Origin of the sequence: Oceanisphaera profunda (genome assembly GCF_002157895.1) — a bacterium.
GTDB lineage: Bacteria > Pseudomonadota > Gammaproteobacteria > Enterobacterales > Aeromonadaceae > Oceanimonas > Oceanimonas profunda.
In genome coordinates this window covers 3,107,127-3,119,932 of record NZ_CP021377.1, presented here as the reverse complement: position 1 = coordinate 3,119,932, position 12,806 = coordinate 3,107,127, and the positions used below count along the sequence as shown (strand labels likewise).

Here is a 12,806-nt window from a genome sequence, read left to right as displayed (position 1 = left end):
TGCTAATATGAACATTTTATGTACCTTACGTCGCTATAGTACCGCGGCTATTTTTGCTGTCTGCGGGGTGTTACTCCCTACTTTAAGTGTCTACGCCAGTGATATTGTGGTGGGCTCTTGGAACATTCAACGCTTAGGCCACGGTAATCAAAAAAACTTTGCCGCCTTGGCCGCCATTGCTAATAGAGTGGACTTATTGGCAGTACAAGAAGTAATGACCGAAGACGGCATTGCCCAGCTTGAAGCGACGTTAGAAAAACAGACTGGGGAGCCATGGGATCATATGATCTCTCATGCCTTGGGCAACAACAGTTATAAAGAGATGTACGGCTTTATCTGGCGCAAATCGGCCGTTGAATACAGCGAAGGCGCGGGGCTATATCTGGATAAAGAAAACAATTTCGCGCGCGAACCCTACTCTGCCAAATTTAAATCACTGCGCGATAACAGCGAGCTGGCCATCGGTACCGTACATATTGTGTACGGCAAGAGCGTGAAAGATCGCACTCCAGAAATCAAAGCATTGGTAGATTACTGGGAGTGGATGAGAGATACCTACCCCAATACGCCGTTGGTATTGGCCGGTGACTTTAATCTTGACCAAGCACACGCCGCTTGGGCACCCTTGAAGAAGTTTGCTCGGCCTTTACTAACCAAAGACGCGAATGGCGCCTCCACCTTGTCGGAGAAGCCGGGCCAGTACGCCAATCTTTACGACAATATCTGGATTGAGCGAGACAGTGATTTAAAAGTAACACAAGCCGATATCATTGATTATCCAAAGCTAATCGGTTGGGACCACAGTAAAAGCCGTAAGCACGTTTCCGATCATGCGCCTATTTATATGGCGCTCGGTAATAGCAAATTTGATAACGCCACCGCCAGCCTAGCGCCGTTTTCTGCAAGTACTGTGACAAACACCAGTGCTAGCAGCAATGCCAAACCGGTAGCGGCTAACAGTCAACAGCCTGTAAAAGGCGCAGTTCGCGGTAATAGTAATAGTAAACCGAAACTTTTTCATCGTCCCGACTGCCCCAGCTATAACAAAATCGTCGAGAAAAACAGAGTGCCATTTGACAGTGTAGAAGCGGCCATCGCAGCCGGTTATCGTATTGCGAAAAACTGCCCATAGCATTATGGGTGAAGAGGATGAGACCAACACAGGCCTGCCCGCTTGTCCCCTTCACTCTTTACGCTGCACCCTTTACGCCTAGCAGCCCATGGCTTCTAGCGGTACAATATAGCTCATCTGCGCTTGTGCTGGGTGTTAAGGTAATACCCAGCCGCCACCCTTCTTAGTAAAAGAACCGTACAATATTATGCGTATACCCCGAATTTATGAAGCCGTGGATCTGCGCTCAGGCTTGGCGCTGCCACTCTCAGACGAAGCCGCCAATCATGTGGGCCGCGTACTGCGCATGCAAGTTGGCCAAGCACTGGTGCTATTTAATGGCCAAGGCGGTCAATACGCCGCCGAAATCACCCACGCCGATAAAAAATCGGTGCAGGTATTGGTCGGTGAATTTGACGCTTATGATTGCGAGTCGCCCTTGCCCTTTCATTTAGGGCAGGTGATCAGCCGCGGCGAGAAAATGGAATTCACCATTCAAAAGTCAGTGGAGCTGGGCGTGAATGTGATAACACCGCTATTTTCCAGCCGCTGTGGCGTTAAGTTGACCGGTGAGCGCTTAGAGAAAAAAATTCAGCAATGGCAGAGCATCGCCATTGCCGCTTGTGAGCAGTGTGGCCGTAATCGGGTACCAGAAATACGCCCCGCCATGCAGTTGCATGACTGGCTCGCCGAACAAACTGACGATCTTAAGCTTAATTTGCACCCTAAAGCTGAGTTCAGCGTGAATACCCTGCCTGCACCTCAAGCTGGTGTACGCCTATTGATAGGCCCAGAGGGGGGCTTGTCTGATGAAGAAATTAGTCAGGCCAACAGCCAAGACTTTATTGATATTTTGCTCGGCCCCCGGGTGCTGAGAACCGAAACCGCGGCGTTAACCGCCATTACCGCTTTGCAATGCCGATTTGGAGATCTTGCATGACCGCCATAAAACTGGGAATAGTGATGGACCCGATACAGTCCATCACCATCAAAAAAGACACCAGCTTCGCTATGTTGCTAGAAGCACAGCGCCGTGGCTATGAGCTGTGGTACATGGAAATGGGCGATCTTAGCCTGCGCGGCGGCGACTCGTTTGGCCGCATGGCCAAACTGACCGTAAAGGAAGACGCCAACCAGTGGTTCACCTTAGATGAGCCGCAATTGCTGCCGTTAAGTGATCTGGACGTGATCTTAATGCGTAAAGATCCGCCTTTTGATACCGAATACATTTACGCCACCTATTTGTTAGAGCGCGCCGAAGAAAAAGGCACGCTGATCGTCAACAAGCCGCAAAGCCTGCGCGATGCGAACGAAAAGCTCTACACCGCGTGGTTTTCTGAATTTACGCCCACTACCTTGGTGACTCGTAGTGCCTTAGATATTCGTGCCTTTCATGAAGAGCACAGCGATATCATCATAAAGCCGTTAGATGGCATGGGCGGCGCCTCGATTTTTCGCGTCAAGCAAGATGACCCTAACTTAGGCGTGATCATTGAAACCCTGACTGAGCACGGCACCCGTTACTGCATGGTACAAGCTTATATTGCCGCCATTAAACAGGGCGATAAGCGAGTATTAGTGGTGGATGGCGAAGTGGTGCCTTATTGCTTAGCGCGTATTCCCCAAGGTGGCGAAACCCGCGGCAACTTAGCCGCCGGCGGTTTAGGCGTTGCCCAACCCTTAAGCGACAGTGATCGCCGCATTGCCGAGGCATTAGGCCCCACCTTAAAGGCGAAAGGCTTGATCTTTGTGGGGCTGGATATTATTGGTGATAAGCTAACTGAAATTAACGTCACCAGCCCAACTTGCGTACGCGAGATTGAAGCGGCGTTCCCGGTAAATATTTCGGGAATGTTGATGGACGCGATTGAAAAACGTCTATCCTAACGGTAAGACCATAGCCCCCACTCGGCAACGGGTGGGGCCATTTCTGAATTAAAACGAGATGACATGGACTCTTTGCAACATCATTTTCTTATTGCTATGCCCAACCTCAAAGATCCCTTCTTTGGCGGTTCAGTCACCTATGTCTGTGAACATAATGACGAAGGCGCCATGGGGCTGGTGATTAATATTCCCATCGATATGCCTTTGTATGCGTTATTAGATCAGCTGGAAATGGGACCTGAAGATACCCCCTCTGAGCTTGATCAACCCGTATTACAAGGCGGACCAGTCGCGACCGACCGAGGCTTTGTATTGCACAGCCCCATGGCGGGATTTAGCTCCAGCCAAATGTTGGCCGATAATTTAATGATCACCACCTCGCCAGATGTATTAGAAACCTTAGGCACCGATATGGAGCCTGAGCATTATTTAGTGGCATTAGGCTATGCGGGTTGGACACCGGGTCAGTTAGAGCAAGAACTCAGTGAAAACAGCTGGTTAACTGTGCCCGCCGATACCGCTTTGCTGTTTGATACGCCTTTGAGCAATCGTTGGCACCAAGCCATCGGCCGTTTAGGCGTCGATCCTCGTCATTTATCTTCACAAGTAGGTCATGCATGAGCCGTACCCTGCTCGGTTTTGATTACGGTACTAAAAGCATAGGCGTGGCCGTGGGCCAAGAAATTACCGCTTCGGCTCGTCCGTTGTTGGCCTTAAAAGCCAATGACGGCGTGCCTAACTGGGTACAAATCGAAGCCATACTCAAAGAGTGGCAACCAGCACTGTTGATTGTGGGCTTACCGCTAAATATGGATGGCACCGAGCAAGACATTAGCCGCCGTGCGCGCAAGTTTGCCAACCGCTTACATGGCCGCTTTGGCTTAGCCGTAGAGCTGCAAGATGAACGCCTGACTACGACCGATGCCCGCGCTCGCTTATTTGATGCCGGTGGCTATAAGGCATTAGGTAAAGATGCGGTAGATGCAGTGTCGGCACAATTGATCTTAGAGTCTTGGATGGAAAATCAAGCGCCGAGCGCCTAGCGCCAGGCATCCAGCTAACGAAAAAGCCGCCTTGCAGATGGAAATCAGCTAGGCGGCTTTTTTATCTTTTGTAGGGTCGAATTTATTCGACCGAGTTATACCATTCTGTAAAACAATGATCAGAGGCAGAGCCACTCTTGCAACGGAAGAACGCGAAACCCACGGAACAATTAAGATGGGATAAGATCGACAAGTGACAAGGATCAAGACCGTATTTATTGTAAAAACTCTTCTACTGTAATGATGGAGGGGTAGCTCTTACCTATTAACGCCTTATCTTAGTTTTGGCTTTGTCAGATTTGATCACTATTTTTCCGTGTTCTTCCGTGAGTTCCGTGGCGAGAAGGCTTTGATAAGTTAATTTTACAGAATGGTATTAGCATCGCTAGAACGGTCGAATAAATTCGACCCTACAGTACAGAAAGCCCCAAAATAATCAGAGAGCTCGCCCTGCTTTTCACTAGACAACAAAAAACCCGCCGAAGCGGGTTTTTTTAGTATCTGTCTTACCCGAGGGTAATTAGATAGCTTCGATTTGTGAAGCTTGAGGACCTTTAGCACCTTCAGTAGCGGTGTAAGATACCTGCTGGCCTTCGGCCAAAGTTTTGAAGCCACTACCAGTGATTTCAGAGAAATGTGCGAACAAATCTTTGCTGCCATCAGCAGGAGTGATGAAACCAAAACCTTTTGCTTCGTTGAACCATTTTACGGTACCAGTAGCCATAATAAATCTTACCTTTATTTTAGTGTGACGAGCGTATGCTCGGAAAATGCAACAAATATCAAATAAGGGAAGCTTGGTGACTGTAGTGCCAAAAAAGGTACGAACAATGTACAACGGCCGCGCTAACTTGAATCTTTTGCTGGAGTGCACTCTACGGGAGTCGGGGGGTGGCGTCAAACTTTATTGCCATTATATGTAATTGCTTTTAAATCAGCGGCATACTTTGCCACTTAAATATCGCTAAGCATTTAATTTTTAAGGGTTAATTAGCTACAAAATACCAAGACAACAAACACCTTTGCCTACTGTCGTCGCCCCCTTTAGTTAGGCAGAGCGCTTCGCTCGGCCCGTATTGCTGGGTATTTTTACATAAAATGCTAAACGCACAGGATTAGACAAGCACTTAGATAAGCAAAAAGGTGCCTTAAAGGCACCTTCATCTTATGAGCTAATGGCTTAGCCGCCGCACTGTGTTCACTGACGGCTCACATAACTTGTGTTACTTACTCTGAGCCGCAATGCGCGCATGCATTTCTTGCACCGAGACCACAGACGCAGTGGCATCAAAGGCCATGGCCATGCAGGTGGCAATACCACCATTGAGCGTGGTGCTATAAGCCAGCTTTTGTGCCAGCGCGCCACGGCGCAATTGGCGGGAGTCTTCGATGGCCTGACGGCCTTCTACCGTGTTCACTATATAGGTGTACTCATTATTCTTGATGCGATCCAAGATATGCGGTCGACCTTCATGCACCTTGTTGACCAAGCGCGGATTAATATTGGCTTCACCCAACACTACCGCCGTGCCGTGGGTGGCATCCAGCTCAAAACCGGCGGCCAGCAAGGCTTTCGCCAGCTCAACCACGCGTTTTTTATCGCTGTCACGCACCGATAATAACGCACGGCCGTTAGTAGGCACCGCCTTACCCGCACCTAAGTGCGCTTTACCAAAGGCTTCGGCAAAGGTTTCACCTACGCCCATCACTTCACCGGTAGAGCGCATTTCAGGGCCGAGTAGCGGATCCACCCCCGCGAACTTGTTGAAGGGCAACACCACTTCTTTAACGGAGAAATATGGCGGTATCACCTCGACGGTCGCTCCCAGCTCGGCCAGTGTTTTACCCGCCATCACCCGCGCGGCCACTTTGGCTAACGGCACGCCGGTGGCTTTAGACACAAACGGCACGGTACGCGCCGCACGCGGGTTCACTTCAATCAGGTAAATATCGCTGCCTTTTACGGCAAATTGAATATTCATCAAGCCAATCACACCAAGCTCAAGCGCCAATTTGCGCGTTTGCTCGCGCATCTCATCTTGCACCGCTTGGCTTAAGGTATAAGCCGGCAGTGAGCAACCCGAGTCACCGGAGTGCACCCCCGCTTGCTCTATGTGCTCCATAATGCCGCCGATAACCACGTCTTTGCCATCACAGATGGCATCCACGTCTACTTCAATGGCGTCATCCAAGAAGCGGTCCAGCAATACCGGTGATTCGTTAGACACAGTCACCGCTTCTTTAAAGTAGCGACGCAAGTCTTGCTCGTCGTAAACTATCTCCATGGCGCGCCCACCCAACACATAGGACGGACGCACCACCAGCGGATAACCAATGCGCTCGGCCACCACTACTGCTTGCTCCATGGCGGTGACGGTGCCGTTTTCTGGCTGCTTTAGGCCTAAGCGCTCTACCGCTTGCTGAAAACGCTCACGGTCTTCGGCGCGATCAATGGCATCTGGGCTAGTACCAATAATGGGCACACCGGCAGCTTCTAGCGCGCGGGCTAATTTGAGCGGCGTTTGACCACCGTATTGCACAATCACGCCTTTGGGCTGTTCAATGCGCACAATTTCCAGCACATCTTCTAGCGTCACCGGCTCAAAGTAGAGGCGGTCTGAAGTGTCGTAATCGGTGGAAACGGTTTCTGGATTACAGTTCACCATAATGGTTTCATAACCGTCTTCACGTAGCGCCAAGGCCGCATGCACACAGCAGTAATCAAACTCGATACCTTGACCGATGCGGTTAGGACCACCACCCAAGATCATGATCTTGTCTTTATTCGACGGCTTGGCTTCGCACTCTTCGTCATAAGTAGAGTATAAATACGCGGTGTCGCTCGCGAACTCAGCGGCGCAAGTATCGACGCGCTTATAGACCGGGAAAATCTCAAAACGATGGCGTAACTTGCGTACTTCATCTTCAGATAAACCCAATAGCTTGCCTAAACGAATATCGGCAAACCCTTTACGCTTTAGACTGCGCAGCAGTTGAGGTGTGAGATCGGTAATAGCCAGCTCACTCACCTGCCCTTCTAGCTTGATCAAATCTTCAATTTGTACCAAGAACCAAGGGTCGACATTGGTGAGAGTAAAGATCTCATCCCTGCTCATGCCGGCCCGAAAGGCATCGCCTATATACCAAATGCGGTCTGGGCCTGGCTCTTTTAGCTCGCGGCGAATGCGCGCCATGCTGTCCGCATCAAACACGCCGGCTTCAGCCAATTCAACAATTGGATCTAAACCGTGCTGGCCTGTTTCTAGGCTGCGCAGGGCTTTTTGTAAGGATTCTTGGAAGTTACGGCCAATCGACATTACCTCGCCCACCGACTTCATCTGGGTAGTTAAACGGTCGTTGGCGCCCGCAAACTTTTCAAAGTTAAAGCGCGGAATTTTAGTGACCACGTAATCAATGGCTGGCTCAAACGAGGCAGGCGTACGACCGCCAGTAATGTCGTTTTGCAGCTCATCCAGCGTGTAACCCACCGCCAGCTTGGCGGCGATTTTAGCAATCGGAAAGCCGGTGGCTTTTGAGGCTAAAGCAGAAGAGCGAGATACCCGCGGGTTCATCTCTATCACCACCATGCGCCCTGTGTCCGGCTCAATACCAAACTGTACGTTAGAGCCGCCGGTTTCTACGCCTATCTCGCGCAAAATGGCCAAGGAGGCGCTGCGCATGATTTGATATTCTTTATCGGTCAGGGTTTGCGCCGGAGCTACGGTAATGGAGTCGCCGGTGTGCACGCCCATGGCGTCAAAGTTTTCGATGGCGCAGACAATAATGCAGTTGTCGTTTTTATCGCGCACCACTTCCATCTCGTACTCTTTCCAGCCAATTAAAGACTCATCAATCAACAACTCGTTAGTCGGTGATAAGTCTAAGCCGAGCGTGCAAATGGCTTCAAATTCTTCGCGATTATACGCAATACCGCCGCCAGAGCCGCCCATGGTGAACGAAGGACGGATAATGCAAGGGAAGCCCACTTCGGCTTGAACCTGGTACGCCTCTTCCATGTTGCGGGCTATGCCTGCGCGGGGGCACGCCAGCCCGATGCTCTTCATGGCTTTGTCGAAACGGTTACGATCTTCGGCTTTATCGATAGCATCGGCGCTGGCGCCTATCATCTCGACATTAAATTCAGCTAACACACCATTCTTTTCCAGATCCAGCGCGCAGTTCAGCGCCGTTTGGCCGCCCATGGTCGGCAGCACCGCATCGGGGCGTTCTTTTTTGATAATTTCGCGCACCACTTCCCAGTGAATCGGCTCAATATAAGTAGCGTCGGCCATCTCTGGGTCTGTCATTATGGTGGCAGGATTAGAGTTCACTAAAATAACGCGATAACCCTCTTCACGCAGCGCTTTACACGCCTGAGCCCCGGAGTAGTCAAATTCACAGGCCTGTCCGATCACAATGGGCCCAGCGCCCAAGATCAGGATGCTTTTTATATCTGTACGTTTTGCCATGACTGTTCCTACTCCTACGCGCGGTGCTGTTTAATCAAATCGATAAAATCGTCGAACAAGCTGGCGGCCTCACCCGGACCTGGGCTGGCTTCTGGGTGTCCTTGAAAGCTGAACGCCGGTTTGTCGGTACGCTTAAAGCCCTGCACTGTGCCATCAAATAATGAACGATGTGTCACTTGCACGTTTGTCGGCAAGCTGGCTTCATCCACCGCAAAACCGTGGTTTTGGCTGGTGATCAGCACCCGATTTTGTGCGAGGTCTTTCACCGGATGGTTAGCCCCGTGATGGCCAAACTTCATTTTCACGGTTTGGGCACCACTGGCCAAGCCCAGTAACTGATGGCCTAAGCAAATACCAAACAGCGGGATATTGCTGTCGAGTAAGGTTTTAATGGCGCTAATGGCGTAGTCGCATGGCTCTGGGTCGCCAGGGCCATTAGACAAGAAAATACCGTCAGGCTGCAGCGCTAATACGTCGGCGGCTGAGGTTTGGGCTGGCACGACAGTAACCCGACACCCGCGATCCACCAGCATCCGCAAAATATTGCGCTTCACGCCATAGTCATAGGCCACCACGTGATAAGGCAAGTCAGCCAGAGTGGGTTCATTAAAGCCCTCGCCTAAGCGCCAGCTCCCTTGCTGCCACGGGTAAGAAATTTGAGTGGTCACCACTTTGGCTAAATCCATGCCTTTTAGACCAGGAAATGCCTTAGCTGCTGCTAATGCTTTGGCTTCATCTAAATCTGTTCCGGCCATAATACAACCCGCTTGGGCGCCTTTTTCACGCAAGATGCGGGTGAGCTTACGGGTATCAATATCGGCAATACCCACTATGTTGTGGGCTTTAAGGTAATCAGACAGGGAGTCTTGGCTGCGAAAGTTAGAAGTAATAAGCGGGAGGTCACGAATAATCAAACCTTGAGCATGCACGCGTTCAGATTCTTCGTCTTCAGTATTGGTACCGGTATTGCCGATATGAGGATAAGTAAGGGTAACGATTTGGCGAGAATAAGACGGGTCTGTGAGTATTTCTTGATATCCCGTCATAGAGGTATTAAATACCACTTCACCAACAGAACAACCGTCGGCACCTATGGCTGTACCATAAAAGACGGCTCCGTCTTCGAGTACGAGCAACGCTGTATGTGTCAAGACAACCTCCAAGTTAAGATTAAAAATCAACAACTTACCTGGTCGTCACGAAATGAATCCTAATAAGTAGTGATCACATTTCGGCTAATACTGGGCAAATTCTAATTACCTTATATAAAAGCGTCATTTTCGACAAACTATTTTCTAAAAAAACCTTTCTACTGGGTTTTAGGTCACAAAAAGCGCAATAAAATCGATAAAAGAGGGAGAAAACACTAAGGCAGGATAGATAACATCAATAAAAATACACTTGGAGAGAATTAACTGGCATTCGGTATATAAAACAAAATAAACAACATATTAATTATATAAATCAACAATTTAATAAATAAAAAAAAGACCTAAAGTACATTAAAATATCACATTTAGGCCTTTTTATCATTAGCTCAGCTTATTTTAAGCTCAGCACATCCTGCATATCGTACAATCCAGGCTTTTGCTCGGCAATCCAAGCTGCAGCGCGCACGGCACCGTTAGCAAAGGTCAGGCGGTTAGATGCCTTGTGCGTGATCTCGACGCGCTCGCCAATATCGGCAAACATCACTGTGTGCTCGCCCACAATATCGCCGGCGCGCACGGTGGCAAAGCCAATGGTATTGGGATCACGTTCACCGGTAATGCCCTCACGGCCGTACACGGCGCAGCTTTTCAAGTCTCGGCCCAAGGTGTTGGCAATCACTTCGCCCATGCTTAAGGCCGTGCCTGAAGGCGCGTCGACTTTATGGCGATGATGGGCTTCGATGATTTCAATATCCGTATAATCACCCATTACCTTGGCGGCTTGTTCCAGCAGCTTGAACACTAAGTTCACGCCCACGCTGAAGTTTGAAGCCATCACAATCGCCGTATCATTAATGGCCGCTTGAATTTGGGCTTTTTCTGCGTCATCAAAGCCGGTGGTGCCGATAACCAGTCGCTTACCATGCTGTTGGGCAAGCGCAATGTTCGCTAAGGTCACGTCGGGGCGCGTGAAGTCGATGATTACATCCACGTTATCAATGACAGCCGCAAGATCGGTACTGACCATGACACCTAAACGGCCGACGTTGGCCAATTCACCGGCATCGGCACCCAATACGGATGAGCCTGCATGCTCAATGGCAGCGGTTAACACCACGCCCGCCGTTTGGCTTACTGACTCAATCAACACCTTGCCCATACGTCCATTACAACCAGCTACGGCAATGCGAACCGGATTTGTCATGCTGTTCTTCCTTTGTCAAAATACTTGATCACTGATAACCCAAAGTTTGCCAGATCTGCCAAGGCTTTAATACGAATTGCGGGCATAAAAAAACCGGCGATTGCCGGTTTTTAATAAATTACGCGATTTCTAGCAGCTCAACTTCAAACACCAAGGTGGCGCACGGAGGAATAGCACCGGCACCTTGCTCGCCGTAGGCGAGGTTATGGGGTACAAACAGCTTCCACTTAGAACCCACAGGCATCAATTGCAGGGCTTCAACCCAACCCTTGATTACGCCAGTTACTGGGAACTCAGCAGGCTCACCGCGCATTACAGAGCTGTCGAACACAGAACCGTCGATGAAAGTACCGTGGTAATGTACACGTACGGTATCGGTAGCAGCAGGGATGGCACCCTCGCCCTTAGTCAATACTTCGTACTGCAGACCAGACTCAGTTTGGCTGACTTCTGCACGGGCACCGTTAGCGGCCAAAAACTCAGCTTCGGCTTCTTTGGCTTTAGATGACTCGGCGCTTTGCTTTTCTTGCATACGCTGAGTGATCACCTGAAACGCGCTGTTAATGTCTTCGCGAGACACGGCGAAATCAACACCGGCAATGGCATCGGCCAAGCCTTGTTGTACGGCTGATACTTCCAAGCCATCGAAAGATTGCTGGGTTAATTGATCACCGATTTGACGACCCACGCCGTAGCTGGCTTTTTGTTCTACTGTCTCATATGACGACATGACATTCCCTAATTGTTGGGCTAAAAAAGGCATGCTAACAAAATATGGCGGCCAGCTAAATGGTCAAGCACCGCACTTGGCCAATAATGCAGCACCTCGTACCCCGCCGCTGCCACCAAAATGCGCCGCTACTACCGGTGCCGCACTCATCTGTCGCATCAAATACTTGGGTATACGGGCATTGAGTTGCTCATATAACCAAGCCTGCTCGCTTAAGCCGCCACCCAACACCACTATATCTGGATCCAGTTGTGTCATTAAGTTCGCCAGTGCCGACGCCAAAATATCCACATACATGTCTACACACTCGGCGGCCAGCGCTTCACCTTGCTGCCAAGCACGGATAATAGCGGGGCCGGCAAGCTTTACGGAGACAGGTTTGGTGGCAACAGCTTTGGTGGCAACAGGTGTGCTGGGGCTTGTCGCTTGACCTGCACTGTTGACCAAATGCTGATATAAATTGGCCAAACCCGTACCGGACACATAAGTTTCTAAGCAGCCGACTTGGCCACAGCCGCAAGTAAAGAGTGGCAAGTTGGGGTAACGCGCCAATAAGCTGGCTTGAATTCCCCCATGACCAAACTCACCACTGCTGCCGCGGGCGCTATTCACCAATTTACCTTGGTGGATCACGGCACCGCCCACGCCTGTACCTAAGGTGAGTGCCAAGGCCAATTTGGCATCAGCTGCGGCTCCGCCCACTGACTCAGAGAGTAAGAAGCAATTGGCGTCATTGTCTGCCACCACGCATCTGTCTAGGTCTTGCGCTAAGTCCGCGGTCAAATACTGACCGTGAATACTGGGTACATTGGCCGCTAACACCCGCCCGCTTGATTCACGAACGCCAGGGAATCCGATGCCCAACCGGCCTTTAGTATGCCAACTACCATCGGCCTCCTTTACCCACGCATGGATAAGTTGTCGCAGGCTCGTATAGCTGTGTGGTGTAGGGCATACCTGACGCGCTAGCTCTTGGCCTTGCTCATCAAATACCGCCCAGGCCACTTTACTGCCACCTATATCAATGCCGTAATACATAGCCCTGCCTTTTTTTGATATCTATATTGCACATTTTACTGATACGCATACTACTGACAGAACATGCGCGTAAGGCCACTAAAAATCAGCAACACAAAAGCACCTTAAAACCAATGAGGGGCGTTAAGGTGTTATCTTTTAAGTGGGCCTTGATGACAGCGACTAATGGAGCA

11 protein-coding genes are annotated in these 12,806 nt (G+C 50.1%); 5 read left to right on the top strand and 6 right to left on the bottom strand.

Annotated elements, in window-relative coordinates:
- Nucleotides 1-7 precede the first annotated feature (7 nt).
- From CBP31_RS13800 to ruvX, 5 genes are all read left to right on the top strand, one after another.
- Entirely contained in the window at nt 8-1,132 is a 1,125-nt protein-coding gene (locus tag CBP31_RS13800) for an endonuclease/exonuclease/phosphatase family protein (protein WP_087038247.1), read from the top strand.
- A gap of 187 nt (nt 1,133-1,319) precedes the next feature.
- On the top strand, nt 1,320-2,051 hold the full coding sequence (gene rsmE, locus CBP31_RS13795) for a 16S rRNA (uracil(1498)-N(3))-methyltransferase (RefSeq protein WP_087038246.1): 732 nt from the start codon (nt 1,320-1,322) through the stop codon (nt 2,049-2,051).
- Nucleotides 2,048-2,998, top strand: a complete 951-nt coding sequence (gshB, locus tag CBP31_RS13790; protein ID WP_087038245.1) for a glutathione synthase — start codon at nt 2,048-2,050, stop codon at nt 2,996-2,998. The genes rsmE and gshB overlap by 4 nt, the downstream gene beginning before the upstream one ends.
- 63 nt (nt 2,999-3,061) lie before the next feature.
- Complete coding sequence (locus CBP31_RS13785) at nt 3,062-3,619, top strand: YqgE/AlgH family protein (protein ID WP_087038244.1); 558 nt, start codon at nt 3,062-3,064, stop codon at nt 3,617-3,619.
- Nucleotides 3,616-4,041: a Holliday junction resolvase RuvX gene (gene ruvX / locus CBP31_RS13780; protein ID WP_087038243.1), complete on the top strand. Its 426-nt coding sequence runs from the start codon at nt 3,616-3,618 to the stop codon at nt 4,039-4,041. Before CBP31_RS13785 ends, ruvX begins: the two co-directional genes overlap by 4 nt.
- 520 nt (nt 4,042-4,561) lie before the next feature.
- On the opposite strand, the gene CBP31_RS13775 is transcribed toward ruvX, so the two are convergent.
- The 6 genes from CBP31_RS13775 to CBP31_RS13750 all read right to left on the bottom strand — a co-directional run bounded on the left by CBP31_RS13775 (nt 4,562) and on the right by CBP31_RS13750 (nt 12,633).
- Complete coding sequence (locus CBP31_RS13775) at nt 4,562-4,765, bottom strand: cold-shock protein (protein ID WP_087038242.1); 204 nt, start codon at nt 4,763-4,765, stop codon at nt 4,562-4,564.
- A gap of 499 nt (nt 4,766-5,264) precedes the next feature.
- The gene (gene carB / locus CBP31_RS13770; RefSeq protein WP_087038241.1) at nt 5,265-8,510 is read right to left on the bottom strand and encodes a carbamoyl-phosphate synthase large subunit; all 3,246 of its coding nucleotides are present in this window, start codon (nt 8,508-8,510) and stop codon (nt 5,265-5,267) included.
- 14 nt (nt 8,511-8,524) lie between these two features.
- Nucleotides 8,525-9,661 carry a glutamine-hydrolyzing carbamoyl-phosphate synthase small subunit gene (gene carA, locus CBP31_RS13765; protein WP_087038240.1) on the bottom strand — a complete coding sequence of 379 codons (1,137 nt, stop codon included), beginning with the start codon at nt 9,659-9,661 and terminating at the stop codon, nt 8,525-8,527.
- A gap of 391 nt (nt 9,662-10,052) precedes the next feature.
- Nucleotides 10,053-10,865: a 4-hydroxy-tetrahydrodipicolinate reductase gene (dapB, locus tag CBP31_RS13760; protein WP_087038239.1), complete on the bottom strand. Its 813-nt coding sequence runs from the start codon at nt 10,863-10,865 to the stop codon at nt 10,053-10,055.
- Nucleotides 10,866-10,983: 118 nt separating this feature from the next.
- A complete protein-coding gene (locus CBP31_RS13755; protein WP_087038238.1) occupies nt 10,984-11,595 on the bottom strand; it encodes an FKBP-type peptidyl-prolyl cis-trans isomerase in 612 nt (203 codons plus the stop codon).
- A gap of 63 nt (nt 11,596-11,658) precedes the next feature.
- Nucleotides 11,659-12,633 carry an ROK family protein gene (locus tag CBP31_RS13750; protein WP_087038237.1) on the bottom strand — a complete coding sequence of 325 codons (975 nt, stop codon included), beginning with the start codon at nt 12,631-12,633 and terminating at the stop codon, nt 11,659-11,661.
- Nucleotides 12,634-12,806 lie beyond the last annotated feature (173 nt).